At 66.0% G+C, this 21784-nt stretch carries 16 protein-coding genes and 2 pseudogenes; 4 read left to right on the top strand and 14 right to left on the bottom strand.

Annotated elements, in window-relative coordinates; all coding sequences use genetic code 11:
- Positions 1–16 precede the first annotated feature (16 nt).
- Positions 17–562, top strand: coding sequence for a MarR family winged helix-turn-helix transcriptional regulator (locus ACWIGU_RS43780; RefSeq protein ID WP_454407497.1), 546 nt, complete (start codon positions 17–19; stop codon positions 560–562).
- Positions 563–1658: 1096 nt separating this feature from the next.
- Here ACWIGU_RS43780 and ACWIGU_RS43775 read toward each other — a convergent pair.
- The 14 genes and pseudogenes from ACWIGU_RS43775 to ACWIGU_RS43710 all read right to left on the bottom strand — a co-directional run bounded on the left by ACWIGU_RS43775 (position 1659) and on the right by ACWIGU_RS43710 (position 16298).
- The gene (locus ACWIGU_RS43775; protein WP_454407496.1) at positions 1659–2078 is read right to left on the bottom strand and encodes a TniQ family protein; all 420 of its coding nucleotides are present in this window, start codon (positions 2076–2078) and stop codon (positions 1659–1661) included.
- Entirely contained in the window at positions 2075–2371 is a 297-nt protein-coding gene (locus ACWIGU_RS43770; RefSeq protein ID WP_454407494.1) for a hypothetical protein, read from the bottom strand. The genes ACWIGU_RS43775 and ACWIGU_RS43770 overlap by 4 nt, the downstream gene beginning before the upstream one ends.
- A gap of 14 nt (positions 2372–2385) precedes the next feature.
- Positions 2386–3363 (bottom strand): TniB family NTP-binding protein, encoded by a 978-nt coding sequence (locus ACWIGU_RS43765; RefSeq protein WP_454407493.1) that lies wholly within the window; start codon positions 3361–3363, stop codon positions 2386–2388.
- The gene (locus ACWIGU_RS43760; RefSeq protein ID WP_454407491.1) at positions 3360–3632 is read right to left on the bottom strand and encodes a hypothetical protein; all 273 of its coding nucleotides are present in this window, start codon (positions 3630–3632) and stop codon (positions 3360–3362) included. Before ACWIGU_RS43760 ends, ACWIGU_RS43765 begins: the two co-directional genes overlap by 4 nt.
- Positions 3633–3638: 6 nt before the next feature.
- Positions 3639–4541, bottom strand: a pseudogene (locus tag ACWIGU_RS43755) (IS3 family transposase); the annotation flags it as partial.
- 113 nt (positions 4542–4654) lie between these two features.
- On the bottom strand, positions 4655–6124 hold the full coding sequence (gene ltrA / locus ACWIGU_RS43750) for a group II intron reverse transcriptase/maturase (protein WP_454407490.1): 1470 nt from the start codon (positions 6122–6124) through the stop codon (positions 4655–4657).
- Between the two features lie 598 nt (positions 6125–6722).
- Positions 6723–7033 (bottom strand): annotated as a pseudogene (locus tag ACWIGU_RS43745) (transposase); the annotation flags it as partial.
- 35 nt (positions 7034–7068) lie between these two features.
- Positions 7069–7293: a hypothetical protein gene (locus ACWIGU_RS43740; protein ID WP_454407517.1), complete on the bottom strand. Its 225-nt coding sequence runs from the start codon at positions 7291–7293 to the stop codon at positions 7069–7071.
- A gap of 201 nt (positions 7294–7494) precedes the next feature.
- Positions 7495–8628 carry a glycosyltransferase WbsX family protein gene (locus ACWIGU_RS43735; protein ID WP_454407488.1) on the bottom strand — a complete coding sequence of 378 codons (1134 nt, stop codon included), beginning with the start codon at positions 8626–8628 and terminating at the stop codon, positions 7495–7497.
- A gap of 227 nt (positions 8629–8855) precedes the next feature.
- Positions 8856–11468, bottom strand: a complete 2613-nt coding sequence (locus tag ACWIGU_RS43730) for a glycoside hydrolase family 78 protein (RefSeq protein WP_454407486.1) — start codon at positions 11466–11468, stop codon at positions 8856–8858.
- Complete coding sequence (locus tag ACWIGU_RS43725) at positions 11465–13126, bottom strand: extracellular solute-binding protein (protein ID WP_454407485.1); 1662 nt, start codon at positions 13124–13126, stop codon at positions 11465–11467. Before ACWIGU_RS43725 ends, ACWIGU_RS43730 begins: the two co-directional genes overlap by 4 nt.
- A gap of 125 nt (positions 13127–13251) precedes the next feature.
- Entirely contained in the window at positions 13252–14172 is a 921-nt protein-coding gene (locus ACWIGU_RS43720; RefSeq protein ID WP_454407515.1) for a carbohydrate ABC transporter permease, read from the bottom strand.
- Positions 14173–14177: 5 nt separating this feature from the next.
- Positions 14178–15032 carry an ABC transporter permease gene (locus ACWIGU_RS43715; protein ID WP_454407514.1) on the bottom strand — a complete coding sequence of 285 codons (855 nt, stop codon included), beginning with the start codon at positions 15030–15032 and terminating at the stop codon, positions 14178–14180.
- Positions 15033–15419: 387 nt separating this feature from the next.
- Positions 15420–16298: an AraC family transcriptional regulator gene (locus ACWIGU_RS43710; RefSeq protein WP_454407483.1), complete on the bottom strand. Its 879-nt coding sequence runs from the start codon at positions 16296–16298 to the stop codon at positions 15420–15422.
- A 288-nt stretch (positions 16299–16586) separates the two neighbouring features.
- On the opposite strand from ACWIGU_RS43710, the gene ACWIGU_RS43705 reads away from it, so the two are divergent.
- The 3 genes from ACWIGU_RS43705 to ACWIGU_RS43695 all read left to right on the top strand — a co-directional run bounded on the left by ACWIGU_RS43705 (position 16587) and on the right by ACWIGU_RS43695 (position 21696).
- Positions 16587–17570: a hydroxyacid dehydrogenase gene (locus ACWIGU_RS43705; RefSeq protein WP_454407482.1), complete on the top strand. Its 984-nt coding sequence runs from the start codon at positions 16587–16589 to the stop codon at positions 17568–17570.
- Positions 17567–19531: a DUF2264 domain-containing protein gene (locus ACWIGU_RS43700; RefSeq protein ID WP_454407480.1), complete on the top strand. Its 1965-nt coding sequence runs from the start codon at positions 17567–17569 to the stop codon at positions 19529–19531. Before ACWIGU_RS43705 ends, ACWIGU_RS43700 begins: the two co-directional genes overlap by 4 nt.
- Before the next feature lie 644 nt (positions 19532–20175).
- A complete protein-coding gene (locus tag ACWIGU_RS43695) occupies positions 20176–21696 on the top strand; it encodes a hypothetical protein (protein WP_454407478.1) in 1521 nt (506 codons plus the stop codon).
- Positions 21697–21784: the final 88 nt, after the last annotated feature.

Here is a 21784-nt window from a genome sequence, read left to right as displayed (position 1 = left end):
GACAGGGATTCACACCGTGACCAACATCGAAATCGGGCCAGAGGACCAGGAGCGCGCCCCCTCCGCCACGGACATCGCCACGGCCTGGCAGCGGGAACGAACGGGAACCCCAACAGAATCAATCGAGATCGTCACTCCCATCTGGTGGCTGGCGAAGCTCTTCACCGACGACCGCAACCGTGCTCTTCGAGAGGCCGGAATCGATGCGGCCACCCTCGACCTGCTGTCTGTCGTCCGACGCTCCGGCCCGCCCTACAGCCTCAGCACCCGCGAGATCGCCCGCAGGACGCTGGTGACCGCCGGCGCGATCTCGCAGCGCGTTGCCAGAGCGGAACGAGACGGCCTCGTCCGGCGCACACCCGGGGCCACCGGTACCCGCACCGTACTGGTGGAACTGACAGCCGATGGCCACGCACTCATTGAGCGATCCGTCGACACCATCCTCGGTCGCGAGGCCACACTCGTCAGCGGCTTGTCCCAGCACGACCGGCAGACGCTCGTCGCACTCCTGGACAAACTGATGGCCGACGTCCGACGGCGCACCACCCACGCAGAAGAGTGATCATGTCGGGCTCACTCTGCGGGGCAAAGACCATAAAGAGCAAGCTGAGGCGATCTCGACGATGCGCTGAAGTGCTTCCTGGTACGCCTGGGCGTTGCCGGGGTGTTTTTGCCAGGTGTGGACGCGGAGGGTGGTCGTCTGCAGGGTTCCCGGCGGAATGCCGAGGTAGCGGGCCGCGCCGCGTCGTGATCCACCGCGGGTCATCTGGACCAGGCGGATCGCGGCGTCGCGCCGCAGGAGCCGTTCGGGCCCCTTCAGTTTGTTCAGCGGGGCTGCCCAGGCATCGGGGAGGAGGGCTGGGATGGCGCTCGGGTCGAGGCGGCCCTGGTGGGTGGGTGGTTGGGGAAAGAGTGCGGGTGGACCGGTGGCTTCGTGTCGACGGCGGGTGTGTTCTCCAATTGCGGCGTCCATAGCTGGTGAGCAGTGGGGTGTGAGCGTTCTCAGGCGGCCGGCCCTGCCTGTCGGGAGCCGGGACAGCAGCCGGGCGAGTGTCGTCTGACCGTCCGTGTTGTCGAGGATCCGCACGACGAGGCTCATCAGAGCGGCGGCTTGGAGCGGCGGGCGGGTGATCGATGGAGCGGGCCAGCCAGCCGTGGCCCTGGGGGCCGATCCTTTCGGCGGGGGTGCGGTGCAGGGCCTCGGCGTGGGCGGCGATCAGGCCCAGATGCTCAGAGCTGGGGACTACTTCGGCAGCGGTGGGCCAGGTGGAGCAGATGACGAGGAGGGCGGCGCGGACGTCGTTGAAGAACCGCTCGGGTGAGGTAGGTCGCCCGAGGCTCTCAACCTCCTGATCGGGCGCGGTAGCGGCTGCCGCGGTCAGCCGCTGCTGCGCGTGCGCCATGTCCGCCGTGGGCTGGGTGAGAGGAGCGGGTTGGCGGTCGAGGTGGGCGGCGCAGGCTGCGTCCCAGCCGGTTCCGGGGCGGTGGCGGCATTGCGCCGGGTGCAGTAGGTGGATGCGCGGTGCCGGGATCAGCTGGGAGGGGCGCCATCTGCCGTCGGCGCGATAGCCGTTGGAGAAGGCAGGTGCCTGACAGACCGGGCACTGCCAGGCGAGATATCGCTGGTGGCGTGGGCAGATAGCGGTGTGCGGGAGCCTTCACGCGCCCTGCCAGATCGGTCCGCCGGGAAGATCGGCTGTGTCAGCGAGGCAGTCGGGGCAGTAGCGGCTGAAGGTGGTGAACACCCAGCCGTCGTTGGCCATCTTGATATGACTCTGGTGCCGTCCGAGGTAGATGGAACGGAGCGGGGTGTAGCCGGGGGCCTGACCGGCAAGGGTGAGCTCGTGGACCTCGGCTGTGTCGAGTCGACAGACGCCAGCCATCTGTTGGATCAAGCCGGCATCAAGGCGGACCAGGTGGTGCGTGGGCAACGTCTTGGTCTTCTCAGTGGTGAGCCCGCACCGGTGGGCGAGGTCGAGCGGAGAGATGCCGATCCGGTGGGCGAAACGCAGCAGGTAGCCCGGCAGGAGTTCGCCGGGGGCGGGGGCAAGGCTCCTGGGCAGCAGTGTGTTCGTCATGCCGTGTCCGTGGCGGCGGGGCCTTTGTTATCGAAAACGGTATTTCGGTGCCGTTTCACCTGTCGGGGCCTCTTGCCAGCGGTCGGCGATTTGGCCGGGATCACGGGCTCATCCGGCGGTTGCCCGGGCTCATCCCTGCAGAGCACGATCTCGTCCAGCATGCTCTCGTCGATCAGTTCCTTCCCGGACTCCATGGCCTCTTGGGCGCCGTCCTCGAGCAGGCGTCCCAACAGGCCGACGACGCCGCCGGTGCGGCGCATCAAGTACTCCGGCATGGCGCCGCAGGTGAGCATGCCCTCCTTCGCGTTCAGCAGCCGAGCCGCAGGTGTCGCTCGATTCCCTCCAGGTGGTCGACGAAAGCCTGGATCTGCTTCGGGGTGGTGTAGCGGAAGCGGTCGAGCTCGATGAGTTCGAAGCGGTGCTCTGTCTGGGTGATCTCCAGGCCGTGGATGCGGGTCGACTTCAGCGGTGGCATTTCCCACTGCCGGGTCTTCTTGTTCCACTTGGCCTCGCGCAGCAGTCCGATGCCGGAGATGTTGACGCCGGTCAGGATCAGGGTGACGTCCAGGCTCATGAAGGCCCGCATCAGGTCGAGGACGTCCTGGTCGTCGGCCCTGTGCATCCGCAGGCGGCTGATGTCGTCCATGATCAGCGCTTTGACGCCGTGGTCGTGGAGGGAGTCGGCGACCTGCCGGACCAGTTCCGGCAGTGTGGCCGCCGTGCGGGTCGGGGCGCGGAAGAAACCGAGGATCGAAGCGCAAAGGCTCTTCGGTTTCGCTGTCACGGGGGTCGAGACGTAGACGACCGGTGCGTGGAGGTCACGTGTGCCGGGCAGAGCCCCGGGGTTGAGGTAGCTATGCAGGTCCAGCCACTGGTCTTCGAAGAAGGCCCCGGCGGAGCAGACGGATGCGGTCTTGCCGTAGTTGCCCGAGCCGCTGATCACGACGCCGGCGCGGGTCGGGTCGTTCTTCTTCATCGTGTTGCCGCGCAGCCGGCGCCGGATCAGGTTGCCGATCTTGTCGTGCATGAGGGTGTCCTGCAGCGGGAGGTTCGCGTTCGTCAACTGCCGGTAGAGGTCGCAGTCGGCACGGCGGCTCCCGGGGATCAGCGGCCACTGCGGTAGCGAGATCCTCGGGGCGGGGACGAGCAGGCCCCGGCGGTCACGGTAGTTCTGCCAGCCGACGTAGGTGTCGCGGGGCGGGCGGTCGCCCAGGATCAACTCGGCGATCTTGGCCCGTGAGGGCAGGCCCTCCAGCGGATCGTCCTGGGAATGGGCTCGGGTCACGCATCCTCCTCCCGGACAGTCGTGTCGGCGTTGTCGCGGGGCGGCAGCTGGAACATGGGCCGTTGGCTCAGGGCCTCGTGCAGTGTCGGCGGGGCTACGGGCCTGGTTCCGGCGAGTGCTTCCTCGCGCCGTCGGCGACGGTCGGCGTCGACCGCGCGGTCGACCGTGCGAGCGTGCTCCGCCCAGGCCGCGGGCATCTCGGCGGGAGCCGGCTCGTCTGCCTGGACGGGTGCGGCTGGGCGGTGAGGCGTCCCCCGGAGTGTGGACACGGGGGTTCATGCTGCGAGTGTGAGTTTACGTGCTCTCTGCTGTTGTTGTTCGAATTCGACTGGCGAGAGGCAGTTGAGGGCGCTGTGGCGCCTGCGGGCGTTGTAGTAGGTGAGCCACTGGAAGATGTCCAGCCTCGCCTGACGCATCGTGGAGAACAGCCTCTGGTGCATCGTTTCCCTCTTGAGTCCCTGCCAGAATGACTCGGCGAGGGCGTTGTCGTAGCTCGAGCCGACCCGGCCCATGCTCCTGCGGATCCCGAAACCGTCGCAGACCTGCGCGAACGCGGCCGACGTGTACTGCGAGCCCCTGTCCGCATGGAAGATCACCCCGTCCACGTGGCCGCCGCGGGTCGCCACGGCCATCTCCAGGGCGTTGATGACCAGTTCCGTGCGCATGTGCGTGGCCATCGACCAGCCGAGCACCCGGCGCGAACAGATGTCGATGACGCAGGCGAGATACAGCCACGTCCCGCCGACCTGGACGTACGTGATGTCGCCGCACCACTTCTCGTTCAACTGTCCGGCGGAGAAGTTGCGTTGGACGAGATCCGGGGCCGGTGGTGCAAGCCGGTCGGGGACCGTGGTGCGCTTGCGGCGCCGTAGGTGCCGGCCCTCGATACCGTGCCGGCGCATCAGGCGCTCGACGCGCTTGCGGTTGACGGTGTGCCCGAAGCCGCGCAGCTCAGCATGGATGCGCCGGACTCCGTAGGTGCCCTTGTGCTCGGTATGGATCTCACGGATCTCCACAAGCAGGGCGTCGGCGGCGGCCTGCCGCTCTCGACGGGCCTTCGCACCGGCGAGCCACCGGTAGTAGCCCGAGCGCGAGACCTGCAGGACCCGGCATATCCGCTGAACGCCGAAGACTTCTGCGTGGCCGGAGACGAAGTCCCAGCGATGGGTCCTCACTTCGTTGAGTCGGCACGGGGCGCGGTTTCGGTGTTGCCACCGGCCCGTTTCCCCGTGCCGCTCGCCGAACCCGGCGTACCCGTCTCCGAGTACCGGGCTCTCCACGGACGCTGTCGTCAATAGGCTTCCGGGACCCAGGGGTTGGGAATCTTGTTGCCGCGGTAGCGATACCGGGTGACCGGGATCGTCTGGATGTTCCGCAGCTCGACGCCGTTCGCCGCGAACGGCAGCCACCGCCCGGTGGGGGTGGTGTGCCGTCGGCGGAGTTCCTTCCAGCTCCAGCGGTGCCGTTCGCGCAGCAGTCTGGCCACTCTCCACCAGGTGAAGGTGTCCAGCTTGCTGAACACGCGTTTCGCGATGGCGTGTTGGAAGTAGAAGGCCCATCCGCCCCTGGCCATGTTCAGCTGGGCCAGGGTGGCGTCCAGGTCCAGAGGTGACGTCTTGCGGGTCAGGGCACGGATCTTCGCCTTCACCTGCCGGATGGCCCGGTCGGAGATGAAGGTGTAGACGTGCCATGTGTTCGTGCCTCGCTTTCGGCGCCACTGGATGTGGAACCCCAGGAAGTCGAATCCCTCGCTCATGTGGACGACCCGGGTCTTGGCTTCGGAGAGCCGAAGACCGATGGGCCGCAGCACGTGAGCGACCTCTTCGCGTAGTTGATGGACGTGTTCCTCACGGCCGTTGACCAGGACGACGAAGTCGTCCGCGTAGCGGACGATCCGCCAGGTCGCCAGCCCTTTGGAGCGCAGAGTCTGGCGTCGTCTCGGTGAAGAGAAGGCGCCTCCTGCCTCCCATGGCCCGTGCAGGTGCTCGTCGAGCACCGACAGGGCGATGTTCGCCATCAACGGGGAAATGATCCCGCCCTGCGGGGTCCCGGCAGGCGTGTCCTCGATCTGCCCGAGCTCCGTGAGGACCCCGGCCTTCAAGAACGCCTTCACCAGGGCCAGGACTCTCTTGTCCTTGATCCTTGCCCGGACCCGGTCCATCAGTGCGACGTGATCGATCTCGTCGAAACACGCCGCGATGTCCGCGTCCAGCACCCATCGGTAGCCGTGGGTGCCCATGTGCTGGATCTCGGCAATCGCATCCTGGGCCCGCCGCCGGGGCCGGAAGCCATAGGAGACCGGCTTGAAGTCGGCCTCGAAAATCGGCTCCAGCACCAGCTTCAGCGCGGCCTGGACAACCCGGTCAGCGATCACAGGAATACCCAATCGCCTCACCTTTCCCGCACCGCCCGGCTTGGGGATCTTCTTCTCCCGCACCGGGAGCGGGCGGAACGTTCCCGCCTTGAGCTGGGCCCGCAGGTCGTCCAGGAACCCGGGAACGCCGATCCGCACCTCGACGTCGGCGGCCGTCAGGCCGTCCACGCCCGCAGTGCCGGCTCCCCGGTTCCCCGCGACCCGGTCGAACGCCACGATCAGCGTCGCCGGGTCGTGCACGAAGTTGAACAAGTCGTCGAACCGGCGGCCCTTGTCGGCCGCCGCCCAACGATGAAGCTTGGCCTGCATCTCCGATACCCGCTGACGCGGCCCCACCCGGGCCGCCTCCAGCGACGCGCCGCCGTTCGGCACCGCATCTTTCGGCATTGCAGCCTCCAACTCTTCTCGCATTCCGCTGCCGTCCTTCCCCATGTGCCGGGCTCTCCCCGGCTCGGAGTACTACGACGGCTCCGCCCCACCCGGCCCGTTCAGCGGTCGATGCACCTATCCCGCCCCGCGAACTGGAGGCCCGCCTTCGGGAGTTGAGACCAGATGGTTCCCGTGTTCACTGTGGTCCGCTCGGTGGAGGAGGAGCCCGTCTGCATCCCTGCGGCATCGCCATGAGTACGCCGTGGGCCTTCCTCATGGCCTCCCGGGCAGCAGAGACAAACCACCCAAGGAGTTCCCCGCCGCCTCCGGCGGCGGTTACGCACCGCTCCCGGCCCAGATCCGCCAGATTCGAGCCGGTCTCGCATTGAGGGACGTAATAACGACGGTTCCTCGCGTACTCCTTTCCACCTCGCTCGCCGGACCCGCACCATCTGGCAGTGCTGGCACGTCCCGGCTTTGTCAGGGCCGCTTGCCACCCTCCCCGGCATCACCCGGATCAGGCTGCCCTCAGCTTCACCACCCCGCCACGACAGGGCAGTTGACGCAGGTCTCTCACCTGCGTACGGACCATCAGCACCTCACGGCGCACATCTCTTTCGCGAAATAGGCGGCTGCCCGGCGCAGGATCTCCCGCTCGAGTTCCCATTCCTTCTCTGCCGTGCGCAGCCGGCCGTTCTCCGCGCGCAGCCGGGCCAGTTCCTCGTCCTGGCTCTCCACGCTCTGCTCGCCGCGGCCGTGATCACGGCCCGCATGCTCGTCGGCCTGGCGCACCCAGCTCCGCAGGGTCTCGCCGGTCACCCCGACATCCGCAGCGACCGCCGCATACGTGCGCTTCCCGCCCGCCACGCGGTACAGCGCGACGGCATCGTTCCTGAACTCCACCGGATACGGAGACCTACGTCCCACCAGGACACCTTCCCTCGGATCTGCCAGATCCATTGTCAGAGTGTCCACACCACAGGGGTCGCCTCAGTGGCCGCCTTTTCCACTTCATGCGTCACAGCGGCACCAAAGGAGTCCGTCACCTCAGGGACCACTACTGCCACGACTGGAGACGGGAGTCCATGGAGCTGGCGCGCTCCCTCCGTGCGCACGAACCCGAGAACCTGCATGGTCTGCAGGACACGTAGGCGGGTGGGTGGTGCCACGATGTCCGGCCGGTTCATGGTGTTGGAGACAGTGCCGATCGATACACCGGCTTCTCGAGCGACGTCTTTGATGCTCACTCTGCGTTGCACGATTGCGTTCACCTCAACCATCACCTATTCAGCCGGAGAGCGAGACTGACGCCGTGTGTGCCAGCCCCGCCATGCCTCCTGCCAGGCAGCTGCTGCTGCTTCGGAATCCCGAAGCCAGGCACTGCCGACTCAGCGGCTGATGCCGAACACCCTGCGGATCTGCTCGAGATGCCCGTACCCGTGGACGGTGTCGGGCTCAAGGTAGGTGCCCTCGGTCCACTCGTTCCACGCGTTGATGGTCACCAGGGGGGCCTGGGTCTTCTCGACGTACATGCGCACCCTCTCAAGTGCTTTTCCGAAGTGTTCGGGCGTGCAGTCCGAGATGATGTTGGTGTGGGGGTAGCCGAGGTTGGGGTTGTACGTATCGGACTGGACCGTCCGCGGTGACGGGTCCCACCCGACGGTCACATTGGGAAAGTAGGGCTGATCGAACTTGGCCGCGATGCTCTCCCAGCCCTTTTCCGCTTGCTCCAGGACGTCGGCGTACGGGGTGAGAAGTGTCGGCAGCGGATGGTGGTGTGCCCAGACATAGGACGTCACGCTGTCGAACCCGAGTCGGCTCACCAGCATGGCCTCGTCGAGCGCCACACCGTCCTGTGGCAGCACCGGCTGATCGCGGGTGATGGCGTTGAGGTGGACATCACCGTGGCCCGCCCGGGCGGCGCGGGAGCGCAGATCGTCGATCGCGGCCCTCGTCGCTTCGATGCCACCGAGACCCTCGATGAGGGTAGGCAGGTCGTAGATCGACAGATAGGGGCGGCCGTCGAGCCGGAGATACGCCGGGTGATGGAAGTACCGCTCAAGCAAGTACTCCGTGGCCGCTCGGAATTGGGCGGCATCGACGCTTCCCGACTCCAGCTCGGTGGCCTGAGTCCCTGACTTCCACGGATGGATGTTGGTCCAGTGATGGTTCGCCCACATGACGGCGAACTTCATGTCGTGATCGGCCGCGATAGCCATGAACGCTGCTTCAAGGGGGCGTTCCAGGTAGGGACGCCCGCTGTACCAGTACCAGTCGAAGATGAAGGCATCGACCCCGTGCTCGGTGGCCATCCTGATCTTGCGGGCCATCACCGCGGGGTCCGCCTCGTCTTCACAACCATGCAGCGGCACCCTCGGCTGCACGTGGCCCTCGAAACGTGGGCCGGCCTTCTTCAGCACGTCCCACTCAGTCCACCCTTCGCCGTGCCACTCCTCATTGCGGGGGTCGACGTGATAGTTCGGGAAGTAGTAGGCCCCTATCGTCACTTCATCCCTGTTCACGTGCGCACCCCCAAATCCCGGGAGTGGCCTGCGGGTTGAATGCAATTCGTTGATCAATCACAACTACGACTGTATTGAAGACGGGGTGTTCATGCCGTGGGCTGGATTGAGGGATAGTAGGTCAGAGTTGACCAACGGAGGCCGCGCGAAGGACGTCCGGCGTCGGCGCGCCCCTCCGTTCCTTCCTAGTTTCCACCTGCATCCACTCGACCGAAGAGCTCCTCGCCTCAGCCGCCAGCCGCGTCCGCGCTATTGATGTCTGGAATGCGCCAAAAATGATTACCCGATTCGACGGTCACTGGTGGCAAACCGGGAAGATCCACGACCGCGGTGGCTCCCACTGGCACGGCGAGGTGGACGGTGAGGGCGTCCGTCTCCCGCAGCCAGCTGACTTCGGCCCGCCCGTACGGCGTCTCCTTCGCCGCCGACGCGTGGGTGAGGCCACCACCGGGCCGGGGACGGATGAGCAGCCGGCGGTACCCGGGTTCGTCGGGGGCCAGGCCGGCGACGACGCGATGCAGCCAGTCGGCGACCGCCCCCAGGGCATAGTGGTTGAAGGACGTCATGTCTCCCGGGTTGACTTCTCCGTTCGGAAGAAGGCTGTCCCAGCGCTCCCAAATCGTCGTCGCGCCCTGGGTGACCGGGTAAAGCCAGGACGGACACGTTCGCTTCAAAAGCAAGGCGTACGCGGTGTCGAGATGCCCTGAGCCGGCGAGGGCATCACAAATGACCGGTGTACCGACGAAGCCCGTGGCAATGTGAAAGTCCGCTTCCTTCACCAATGCGGCCAGGCGCTGACCCGCTACCTCGCGCTGTGCCGCGGTGGGAAGGAGGTCGAAGTGCAGCGCAATTGCGTACGACGCCTGGGCGTCGTTGTCGAGCAATCCGGACGCGCGAACCCACCTCTGCGCGAACGCATCCTTGATGGCCTGCGCAAGTTCTTCGTAGTGCTGGTGGTCCTCGAAATAGCCCAGCGTGTGGGCCATCCTGGCGAGGACCGCGGTCGAACGAGCACGGTAAGCGGTTGCGATCAGGTAGGGGTCCGCCTTGTTGGCAGTGGGATCGTCCGGTGGAGCCGTCGGGTCGAGCCAGTCACCGAACTGGAATCCTGTGTCCCACAGCTGATCGTCGCCCGCGTGGGCCGTCATGCAGTCGACCCACGCCCTCGCGCTCGGGTACTGCGCCCGCAGAACCTCGGCGTCGCCGTATTGCCGGTAAAGCTCCCACGGCGTGAGGACGGAGACGTCGCCCCAGGCTGCCGTCGGCGTGAGCGTGTCCAGTTCGAGAGGCGGTGCCGCGATCGCCGGAACGAAGTAGGGCACGCAGCCGTTGGGCAGCTGATCGGCGGCCAGGTCCCGCAGCCACGAGGAGAGCATGCCCGCGCAGTCGTACAGGAAGGACGCGGTCGGCGCGAAGATCTGCACGTCTCCGGTCCAGCCCAGCCGTTCGTCGCGCTGCGGGCAATCGGTGGGAATGTCAAGGAAGTTGCCCCGCATGCTCCAGACCACGTTCGCGTGCAGGCGCTGGATGTCCGGGTCGGAGCACGTGAAGCTTCCTGTCCTGACCATGTCGGTGTGGTACACGCGGGCCACTACCTCAACGTCGTCAACGTCTCCGCTGATCTCGGCGTATCGGAAGCCGTGGAAGGTGAATCGCGGCTCCCAGGATTCCCGGCCGTCGCCTCGCAGCACGTACTCATCGGTCGCCCGCGCCTGGCGCAGAGGGCGAACGCAGAGTTCGCCGCTTTGCAGGATCTCGGCATGGCGAACCCGGATCACCGCTCCGGGTGGGCCTTCGGCCTGCAGACGTAGACGGCCGACCAGGTTCTGTCCGAAGTCGACGATCCTCTTCCCGGAGGGAGAGATGGTTTCAGTGATCGGCTTGAGCTCTTGGACGCACCGGACCGGTGGCCCCTGGGGAGCCACCAGCGTTGTCCTGTCGCGATCGATCACTTGGACGGGAAGCCAATCCCCGGCGTCGAAGGTGGCCGTGGACCAGCCCGCGCGTTCACGTCGCGCGTCGTGGTGCTCGCCGTCGTACAGACTCGCGTACCGGACGGGGCCCGGTGCGGTGCGCCAGCTCTCGTCCGTGCCGACCGACTCGACGGATCCGTCGGCGTACTCGATCTCCAGCTGGACCAGCAGCCCTCTTTGGTCACCGTAGATGTGGCGTGTGCCGCCGTTGAACCCGAGGCGCCCCCGGAACCACCCGTCGGCCAACGAGGCCCCCAGCACGTTGGAGCCGGTGTGGAGCGCCGCGGTGACGTCGTACGTCTGATAGCGCAGCCGGTGGTGGTAGCTGGTCCAGCCGGGCGCGAGAGCGATGTCACCGACACGGGATCCGTTGAGTTCCAGTTCGTAGAGTCCCAGCGCGGTGGCATAGAGCCGTGCTCGGTGCACTTCTGCCTTGACCGGGAAGTCCAGGCGCAGCAGCGGCACACTCTCGTCCGCCGCAGGTATGTCTGGCGTGATGAAGGACGCCGTCCAGTCCGATGCCTCCAAGAGGCCTGTTTCCAGTGTCAGTTCCGGGCTCCAGTCGGAGGCATCCGTCCTCCCTGCCCCCCAGACCCGCACGCGGATCTGCCGTCGACTGCGTGACCTGAGCTTTTGGTGGGGCCACGGGACGAGCACGCTGTCCGCGGAGTCGATCCGTCCGCTGGACACAACGTCTCCGGATTCAAGGTCCACGCACTCGACCTCGTAGGCGACCTGCCGCCACCCGGCGGGCGCGTCCGGGATGGCCCAGGAGAGCCGGGGGCGCGCCTCGCCGATGCCCAGGGGTTCCCTGTGGTGTTCAGCGCGTAGTGCGTGCGGTCGAGGCTGGGGGGCAGGCCGGATCACTTGGTCGTACCCGCCGCGTTCTCGGACTCGTACTCCGCGGCGATCTTGTCGCCGCCCTCGGACCTCCACTTGCTCACGACGGAGTCCCACGAGTTGACGGACTGGCGGCCAGTGATGATGCCGATGATCGCGTCGTCCACGGACTGGCTCAGTGTGGCGCCGGTGGTGCTCAGGGTGTTGGAGCGCAGGCCGACCGAAGGGTTGGTGATCAGCGTGGGGCAGGTCTGACGCTGCCACTCGTAGGCGGCCTTGACTCCCGTCTGCGCATCGGGCACGTACAGCACCTGGGGGGCGTTGCACAGGAAGTAGAAGGGGAGGTTGACGACGTTCTCGGTCTTGCCGAGGTCCGTCGCTGTCGGGTCGCCGTTCTTGTTGTAGGTGAAGTGCACGCCCTCCACGCCGTACATGAGGAGCTCGTACTCCTCGGTTCCGAAGGGTGAGGCCAGAAAGTCCAGCACCCTGAGCACCATCTTGATCTTCGCCTTCGACAGCTTCTTGTTGATGACTGTGTAGCCGGCGAATCCCGGGCCCGACCACGGGGTGGCGGCGACTCCGTTCGCGGAGTAGGAGGTCATTGGCGCCGCCTCGAAACCGTGCACCTGGCTCAGGGTGGTCGCAAGGGCGCCGAAGCCGTCCGTGTAGGACTGCACGGTTCCGTTGTAGAACTGCGTCTTGAGGTCGACTGTCGCGGTCGAGGTGGAGTCAGGGTAGTACTGCTTCTGCTTCCACAGAGTGTGCAGGTAGGCCAGGGTCTCCTTGAAGTGGGCGCTCTCGTAGTACGTGCTGAACTTTCCGTCGGAGACCGACCACTGGTTCGGCACCGCGTGGAACTGGGCATGGGCGCCGAACCAGTTCAGGGCGTTGTCCTTCGACGCGCCGATGCCGTACTGCCTGCCGTGGGTGAGTTCCTGGAGGAGGCGCGTGAAGTCATCACGGCTGTAGCTGTTGTTGGTGGGACGGTAGCCGCTCTTCTCGAAGTTGGTGCCGTTGATCCACAGCGCCAGACCCGGCCTGGCGCGCGGGATGGGGACACCGTAGATGCCGCCGTGAAAGCGGCCCGGCGCCTTCCAGGAAGCTGTCGGGATGTTGGCGAGGTTGGGATAGTCCTTGATGGCGTCGCCGGACACGAACTCCGAAATGTTGGCCATGGTCTTGAGGACGAAGGGAGCTTCGTGCGGGAGTGTGCCGCCGCCGGCGATGTTCAGGACGTCCGGCAGGTCGTCGCTGGCCATCAAGGTGGCCATCTTCGCCGAGTAGTCGGCAGCAGCCACCGGAGTGAAGTCGATCTTCACGCCGAGAGCCTTCTCCATGGCCTGCCAGTACTTGTTCTGCCCACGGGGGGTGGGGGCAGTGCCGTAGGTGATGGTCAAGACCTTGAGCGTGGAGCCGTCGCCCGGTGTCTCAGAGGTCCCCTTGGTGAGCTTGGAGGGGTACTTCAGGTAGGTGTCCTGGATGCCGGTGGCTGCATCGCCCTTGAGGTCCGGGGTGACGGTGGTCTTGGGCACGTACGTCGGCCAAGGCGCCATTTCGACGCCTGCGTTGGCGGCGTTGCCCGACGAGCCCGAGCCGCTGCAGGAGCTCAGCAGGGGCGGGGCGGCTACAGCCGCAGAGGCGACTCCGATGGTGCGCAGTACGGAGCGGCGAGAGGGAGCAGGCATGGTCGTACGTTCCCTTCGGGGAAAGTGATGGTCGCCCGTGGCACACGGGTTCTGCGGCCACGTTTCGAGCAGGGAGGAGCGGCGCCGGCACGCATGAGCCGTGGAGGCGGGGATCGAGCCGGAAGTCAGCTCTTGATGGCGCCGGACAGGACGCCCTTGGTGAAGTACTTCTGCAGGAACGGGTACACCAGCAGGATCGGCACCGTGGCAACCACCAGGACAGCCATCTGAATCGTCTGCGGGGCAGCCATGGCCGCGTCGCCCGCACCGGTGGAGCTGGCGATCTGACCACCACTCAGAACGTAGGTGCGGAGCACCTGCTGGAGCGGCCAATGGTCGTCGTTCATGTAGATCGACGCCTGGAACCATGAGTTCCAGTAGGTCACTGCGTAGAAGAGCGAAACCATCGCAAGCGCGGCCTTGGACAGCGGCAATACCACGGACACGAGGATCTTGAAGTTTCCGGCACCGTCCAGCCGGGCCGCTTCGTACAGCTCCTCCGGCACGGATTGGAAGAACCCTCGCAGGACCACCAGGTTGAAGACGCTGATCAGTACCGGGACGATGAGCGCGGCGTAGTTGTTCAGCAGCCCGAGGTTCTTGACCATCAGATAGGTCGGAATCATCCCGGGCGGAAACAGGAAGGTGAAGAGGACGAGCAGCAGCATGGGTTTGCCGCCGAAGACCTTGGGCCGGGCGAGCGCATAGGCCAGCATGACCGTGCACACCATGCTCGCCGCCGTCCCGACGACCGTGACGCCGATGCTCACCCACAGTGCATGGGTCACTATGCCCCCGCTGAAGATCTGCCGGTAAGCCTGCAGGGACGGGTCGCTGGGCCACACCACCCAACCGCCGTTCTCGACAACGGACTTCGTTGACGACAGCGAGGTGGCGATGACGACCACGAAGGGCATGAGGACCAAGAGGATGATGACCGCCAGGGCGGTGCCTTTTGCGGCCAGGGTGACCTTTCGAGGCTTCTCCATCCAGACCGGGCGCACCGGCCCGGCCGACCGACGGTCCCTGGAACGAGTCTCATCCATGACGCTCACTTGTAGACTCCCTGTTCCCCGAGGCGGTGCGAAATCTTGTTTGCGGCGTAGACGAGGATCGCCCCCACCACCCCCTTGAAGAGGCCGGCCGCAGCACCGAAGCCGAAGTTTCCGCCGATGATTCCCTTGTAGTACACAAAGGTGTCGATGATTTCCGCCGCACCGGGACCCACGGTGGTGCGCTGCAGCAGGATCTGCTCAAAGCCCACGGAGAGGATGTCGCCGATCCGCATGATGAGTAGCAGGATGATGATGGGCCGGATGGACGGCAGTGTGATGTGCCAGAACCTCCGCCATGGGCCCGCGCCATCAATGGCCGAAGCCTCGTAGAGCTGGTCGTCGACCTGGGTCAGTGCCGCGAGGAAGATGATCGTCCCCCAGCCACAGTCCTTCCAGATGACCTCCAGCACGGTCAGCGGCTTGAACAGGTCCGGGTTGCCGATGATGTCGACCGTGTGCAGGCCCGCGCCTGTCAGCGCGGAGTTGAACAGGCCGGTGCTGCCGAGCATCTGCTGGGCCATCGCGACCACGATCACCCACGACATGAAGTGCGGGAGGTACACCACCGACTGCACGAACCGTCGAAGGGTGTGTGACGTGAGACTGTGCAACAGCAGGGCCAAGGCCAACGGCGCCGGGAAGTAAAAGATCAACTGCAGCCCGGCGATCTCCACGGTGTTAAGAGCCGCGTGCCAGAAGTCCGGGTCGCCGAGAAGGTCCCGAAAATTTTGGGTGCCAACCCACGCACTTCCCCAGAACCCCTCGAAAGGAATGTAGTCCTTGAAGGCGATGACGTTGCCGAAGAGAACGGCATAGTGGAACACCAGAAAGTAGGCCAGCCCCGGAAGCATGAGGATGACGAACAACCGGTCACGTCGGAGTCGCCGAAGCCTTTCGAAACGCCGCCCTCCGTGCGAACGGCGGGGTTTGTCCGGGGTGACCGTGTCTGGAGGTTCGTCACGCCCGGTCCCTCGATCCGTCGCGTCGATTTTGGCGAACCCGACGTCCGGCCCGCTCATGCCGGGAATCCCGAGAGACGAGATCTTCCGGCGGAGTTCACATGGGAGTAACGCTGCTCTGTCACGGTCGCGACACTATTGGCCAATCTTGAGCGCCACCATGGCCTGAATTGGGCGAGAGTCGGACAGAGTTGTCCTGGAGCGCGGCGGCCGAGGTGCGCCCGCCAAGACAACGTGCCAGGTCGGCGCGCTGCGCCCACACCTTAGCGGGAAGCCGGGCTACGACTCTGTGGGCTCCGGGGCTGTCGAATAGTGGTCCCAGCCCTGCCCCTTGAGGGCGCGCCTGCGATAGGCGGACGGCGTCAGCCCATAGGCAGCCTTGAAGCGACGCGCGAAGTAGCCGGCATCTCCCCAACCCAGCCGCGCGCCGATCTTCGCGACAGCCTCGTCCGTCTGCACGAGAAGCCGGGCCGCGGCCTGTTCCCGCAGTTGGTTGAGGTAGGCGATCGGCGACACTCCGAGATCGCGCTGGAACAGCCGGACGAGATACGTACGCTCCATCGAGGTCAGAGCACCCAGTTCCGCAAGGGTCCACGAGCGGCCGGGGTCTTCCTCCATCACCTTGACAGCGCAGGACACCGCAGGGTGCAGCTTGCTCCGTCGACGCCGCCCCACGGCATCCTCGGCGACCCACGAGCGGCTCAGGAGGTCGAGATAGATCAGAAGGTGCCCGATGATCTGGACCCGGGAGCGCGGACCGGAGGTGACGTCTCTCATGCTGTACAGCTCCGCTATCGCCGCACTCAGGGCACCCGCGCCGAGCTGCACCCGCTGAGGAAGCGGCAGGCTCGAGGCGTGCAGCCCGGCCATCAGCGGCAACTCCGCGTCGAGGAACGGCAGCGTGGTGTGCACCAGCTCCGGGGCCACGAAACAGTCGAAGACCACCAGGTCCTCGCACTCTCGGTATGCATGCCACTGGTTCGGCGGGATCACCACCGCACTGCCCGGACGAATGGGGTGGTCACCGTCGACGGAGACGTGGAGGGCGCGGCCCTGGGTGACGAGGGCGATCTCCAGGAAGTCGTGGTCATGTGCTGCCAACTCGGCGGTGATCTCGTGACGGTCGGCCCAGACAGGGAGCCCGTCCGAGCTGAACACGGTTGCACGCTCATATCGGTATCGCGATCCACGAGACAACTTCATCCTACTTCCGCACAATCCGGCCCTGCACGACATCTGCACCCCCTTCAATAACATCGCGTTCGTGACAGAGCAATGGCCCAGGTTGATGTACCAAGTTGCATATCCAGCTCCCGCGAAGAGCAATACGCGCACTTTGCCGGATTCACCCTCTTCTGCGCGCAGGGGGTTGTGATGCACAGAATTCCGGCACCCGAGCCTGGCGCGGGTGAGCCCCGTGGACGCCGCCCGGAGACACTATTGGCCATGGCGAGCGACATCCTCCGCGTCCAGTTCGCCGAACCTGAGATCGCACGCCTTCGCGCCGCTGCAACGCTTGCCGAGCCCATGGCAACCGACGAATTGACGTCTCGCGGCATTCGCTCGCGACTGGCGACGGTGGAGGTGTTGATCACCTCGTGGGGATGCCCCCCGATCGACTCTGATGTGCTCAGTGCGGCGCCGCGCCTGCGTGCCGTCTTCCACGCCGCCGGCAGTGTGCGGGGCCATGTCGACGAGCGCGTTCTCGACCGTGGCATCGTGGTCACCACCGCTGCCGACGCCAACGCCGAACCGGTAGCCCGATACACGCTCGCAGCGGTGCTGTGGTCCTTCAAGAAGGTGCCTTTCCTCGCCCAAGATGCTCGTACGTACCGGGAGGACCTTGCCTACCGTGACAGTCGGGGCGAGCTGAGCGGGCACGGCCGCACGGTCGTCATCCTGGGCTTCTCAAGGATCGGACGTCGCGTGGCAGCTCTTCTGCGGCCGCTGCACGAGGGACCGATTCTCGTGGTGGATCCCTTCGCGGACCCCGCGGAAGTACACGCGGCAGGCGCCGAACTGGTCGATCTGTCCGAGGCGTTGCCGTGTGCCGACGTCCTTTCACTGCACGCCCCGTTGCTGCCCGAGACCCGGCACATGATCGGTGCGGCGGAACTCGCGGAGCTTCGGCCGGGCACCACTTTGATCAACACCGCCCGCGGAGCTCTGGTGGACACCAAGGCACTCGAACTCGCCTGCGCGTCGGGCCGATTGGACGCCATCCTCGATGTCACCGATCCCGAACCGCTCCCCATGGACTCCCCCCTGTACCGTCTCCCCAACGTCTTGTTGACCCCGCACATAGCGGGATCCCAGGGAAAAGAGACACACCTCATGGCGCGTGCGGCACTCGCCGAGCTCGAGCGCTATGCCGCAGGTCTCCCTCCGCTGCACCCCGTCACCCGACACAGCCTGGCGGTACAGGCATGACAAGCACCTCCGACTCCCCACTCTCCCCGTACACCGGCTGGACACGCGATCACTGGGAGGGTCTGGCGGACCGCATGCTGGCCGCCGTCGAGCACCACCGCTCCCCCACCGGCGCCCGGATAGACATTCCCGGCCCGGCCAGTGGCAGCGGGCCGGTCTCCGACGGCCTGGAGGGGTTCGCCCGCACCTTTCTGATCGCGGGATTCCTCTCGGCAGGCCGTGACGGTGACGATCCGCAGCATTACCTCGAGCGGTACTCGAGGGGTCTGGCCGCGGGCACCGATCCGACGTCGCCAGAAGCCTGGCCACGTCCCGACGACGAACTGCACCAGGCGAAGGTGGAAGCTGCCTCCATCGCGCTGAGTCTCCAGGTGACGCGCCCCTGGCTGTGGGACCACCTCGATGCACGCGTCCGCGAACAGACCGTCGACTGGTTGTCCGCCGTCCTCGGACAGTGGTATCCGCAGAACAACTGGACGTGGTTCCGCATCATCGTGGAATCGTTCCTCCGCGAGGTCGGCGGACCTTGGTCCGCCACCGAGATCGAAGAGGGCCTTGCCCTCCACGCATCACTGCGGCGGCCGAACGGCTGGCTCGCCGACGGCCACGGACGGCTGTTCGACCACTACAACGGCTGGGCCCTGCACCTGTACCCCATGCTGTGGACACACCTGTTCGACGTCACCGAAACCCTGTGCCCCCAGCCCCTCCGTGATCAGTGGGCCGCTGATCTGGCGGCCTACACCGACGACGCCCTGCATCTCATCGGCAGCGACGGTTCTCCCCTGCTGCAGGGTCGCAGCCTCACTTATCGCTTCGCCGCGGCCGCCCCAATGTGGGTGTCCGCGATCACCGGTACGGGCCAGCACCCGCCGGGACAGCTCCGTCGCGCGGCCAGCGGCATCGTCTCGCATTTCGTGAAGCACGGCGCTCTCGAACCGGACGGCCTGCTCAGCCTCGGCTGGCACGGCTCGTGGCCCAGGATGCGCCAGTCCTACTCGGGCCCTGGGTCTCCGTACTGGGCTGCGAAAGGCATGCTGGGTCTGCTCCTTCCGTCCGATCACCCAGCGTGGACCGAGGTGGAACAGCCCCTGCCCGTCGAAACCGATGACTTCGCACGAGTGGTCAAAGCGCCCGGCTGGTTGGTGTCCGCCCGGAAGGCGGACGGCGTCGTCACCGTGCTCAACCACGGCACGGACATTTCACAGGCTGGTGAAGACCGCACCGACTCACCGCTCTACAGCCGCCTCGGCTATTCCACGGGGACTCTGCCCTCGCTCATGGGCCCTTCGGTGGCCGGCCCGGTCGACAACGCCGTCGTCCTGCTCGACGCCGACGGCAAGGCCAGTCACCGAAGCGGGTTCCGCACGCTCTTCACGCGAGAACTAGCGAACGGTGTGCTCCTCGGCGCCTCGCAGGGGCCTGTGCGCTGGGTGGACGCCGTCGAGGTCAGCCCGAGCCACGGGGGCGTGGCGGGTCCGGCCGGCGCTGTCACTTCTGGACCGGTTCTCACCGTCGCTTCCGTCGTTCGCGGAGGAGTTGAGATACGCCTGGCGCGAGTCGATGGCCCCACATCGGCCGTAGGACTTCGCATCGGGGGCTGGCCCATCGCCTCCTCCACTCCGCTTCGATCGGACTCCGACACCTCCGAGCAGACGGTGTTCGCCGAGACAGCCCGGGACGACCTGTGTTCGTTCATCCACGGCGTGCGTGGACTGACCGACTCCGGCGTCACGATTGAACAGGACACCAGCCCCCTCGGTAGGTACACCGGCGTGCCGTGGCTCGCGACACGCGCCGTGCATGTCGGCGACATCGTCGTCGCCGTCGTCGGGTTGGCCCGCAAGACCGGCCGCCCCAGCGCTCCGCTAGTGGCAGTGGAGAAGACGGCTGACTACGGAGACAGGATCACCGTGTCCTGGCACGACGGCGATTCCACGACGTTCACGCTGCCCGTCTGAGGAGCCAGCGACGAAGCCCGGAAGTCAGGTTGAGCCCCAACCAAGTTCTGGATCTATCTGAGCAACCTTTGAAACAGGCCCCTCCCTGTCGGACTGGTGTTCTCACACACCACACCGGCAGTCGAGGGGCCTTGTGCTGTCGGCCGAGTCCATTCCGTACAGGATCACGTGCGCATTCATGTGAGTCGGCGCCATTGGACCGCTACGCCAGTTCACCATCCGGCACTCGGTCATCGGCAAGATTGTCCAACAACTACCCAACATGGCCCCGGAACCAATCTCCCTGGCTAGGGATATGGTCTGCCGCGGGTTTATGGACAGCCGCCAGCAATACACACCGGCAAGGCCGGACAAGGCTTTGGCCCCTGGCCTCAGCCGAAGAGTTCGTAAGCGTCGTAGGGCACATCTCAGATCTCAGGGGATTTCAGATGACAGCTATCAATTCAAACTCCGCTCCTGTCGGCAAGCCGAGTCGCCGCGACATCATCCGGCTGGCGACCGCGCTTTCAGGGAGCGCCGTGCTCGGCCTCACCGTGCCGGCTGAAGCCGCAGCCGCCGGGCGAGGATCGGAGGCCAACGGGACTCTGGTCGGGGCTATTCGATGGGACGCCTGGGTGGGCGGGGAGTCCCACTACGGAAGCGGTGTGAACCGCACACTCTCGCCGGACAAGTATCATTTCCGGCTGCCCTTCTATGCCGACATCACGGTGCCGCAGCCGACCTTGATCGACCAGGGATTCGACGGCGAGACGACGGGTGCGACTCCTACCGGATGGAACGTCACGGCCCCTGCGGGCACCGACGCCACGGTCGTCGAGGTGTCCGGACGGACGGGCAAGTCAGTGCGGCTGCGCAGCACGTCGGGGGCGGCGGCGCGCATCGCCCACGCGTTCTCCGCGCAGGATCGAGCGATCACGGTGCAGTGGCAGTGGAAGGAGACTGCCGCCGGCCAGGGATCACTGGCAAGTCTGGCCGGTGGTGCGTCCGTTGCCGTCGACCTGGCCACCCGGGTCAACGGCAGCACCAAGGAACTCGTCTACCGCGCGGCCGACGGCACGTGGAAGGTCGTCCAGGCCGTCGCGGACGACACCTGGTACGCGATCAAGGTCATCATCGATCCTGCGCCGCCCGAGGCCGCCGCTCCGTTCGTCGACATCTTCGTGGACGACATCCGGAAGGTGCGCAACGCGACGTTCCGTCAGCCCACGACCGTCCTCGACACGCTCTCCTTCGGCACCACTGAAGGCACCACGTGCGAACTGTTCGTCGACAGCGTCAGCGTGCGAGTGGCAGAGTCGGTCAACAGCGATGGCAGTCTCCAGAGCGTCATGGATCAAGAGATCCGGTACGCCAAGGACGCCGGAATCGACTACTGGGCCTTCGTCTACTACCCGCAGCAACCACTGGCCCGCGGACGGGAGTTGTACCTCGCCAGCGAGAGACGAGCCGACATCAACTGGTGCGCCGTACTGGACGGCAACTTCACCGGCAGCTACGCCACGAATCTGCCCAAGCTCGTCGCGCAGTTCAGCGAGTCGAGTTATCAGCGCGTGCTCGGCGATCGGCCGCTCGTGTACTTCTTCAACACCGCCACGGCCGACAAGGTGACCCAGATGAGGACCGCCTGCGCACAGGCGGGACTGCCCGATCCGTACATCGTGGTCATGGCATGGACGGCGCAGTCGGCGGCCGACCTTAAGACCGCCGTGGGCGCCGACGCGGTCAGCCGCTACGCGACCGGCATGCAGAACGGTGCGCCGTATTCCGAGCTCGCCGATGCCGAAGCGAGTCTGTGGGACCAGTACGCGACCGCGGCGGGAGATGTCGTCCCGACCGTGTCGACGGGCTGGGACAAGCGCCCGCGGTTCGACTATCCGCTCTCCTGGGAGCCCAACTACACGGGGTTCAAGAACGAGTGGACGCAACAGGCGACGCCCCAGGAGATCGCGACGCATCTCCACGGAGCAGTGAGCTGGAACAAGACACATCCGGACCACGCGTTGGCCAACACGGTCCTCATCTACGCCTGGAACGAGTTCGACGAAGGCGGCTGGATCTGTCCGACCCTGTTCGAGATCAGCGACGCGGGCAGGCCGCTGCGCCTCGACGCCATCGCGAAGGTTCCGCGCACGAGCGCCGGGACGCCGCAGCGACGGTCGCTCTAGAGATCTTCAATGGCTGAGGTTACGGCGGTTGGAAGTCGAGGCCGGTCTTGGCGATGAGACCCTCGATGAGGCCGGGTCGGTACTGCAT

It is taken from the genome of Streptomyces sp. NPDC055400 (assembly GCF_053644375.1).
The sequence above is the reverse complement of the archived record's forward strand: the minus strand, read 5'-3'. Positions and strand labels throughout refer to the sequence as shown.

Excerpts from the sequence above, each read along its gene's own strand:
- ACWIGU_RS43775 (WP_454407496.1), bottom strand. The coding sequence starts at position 2,078 with ATGACGAACACACTGCTGCCCAGGAGCCTTGCCCCCGCCCCCGGCGAA.
- ACWIGU_RS43770 (WP_454407494.1), bottom strand. The coding sequence starts at position 2,371 with ATGCTCACCTGCGGCGCCATGCCGGAGTACTTGATGCGCCGCACCGGC.
- ltrA (WP_454407490.1), bottom strand. The coding sequence starts at position 6,124 with ATGCCGAAAGATGCGGTGCCGAACGGCGGCGCGTCGCTGGAGGCGGCC.
- ACWIGU_RS43740 (WP_454407517.1), bottom strand. The coding sequence starts at position 7,293 with ATGAACCGGCCGGACATCGTGGCACCACCCACCCGCCTACGTGTCCTG.
- ACWIGU_RS43725 (WP_454407485.1), bottom strand. The coding sequence starts at position 13,126 with ATGCCTGCTCCCTCTCGCCGCTCCGTACTGCGCACCATCGGAGTCGCC.
- ACWIGU_RS43720 (WP_454407515.1), bottom strand. The coding sequence starts at position 14,172 with ATGGATGAGACTCGTTCCAGGGACCGTCGGTCGGCCGGGCCGGTGCGC.
- ACWIGU_RS43715 (WP_454407514.1), bottom strand. The coding sequence starts at position 15,032 with ATGCTTCCGGGGCTGGCCTACTTTCTGGTGTTCCACTATGCCGTTCTC.
- ACWIGU_RS43705 (WP_454407482.1), top strand. The coding sequence starts at position 16,587 with ATGGCGAGCGACATCCTCCGCGTCCAGTTCGCCGAACCTGAGATCGCA.
- ACWIGU_RS43700 (WP_454407480.1), top strand. The coding sequence starts at position 17,567 with ATGACAAGCACCTCCGACTCCCCACTCTCCCCGTACACCGGCTGGACA.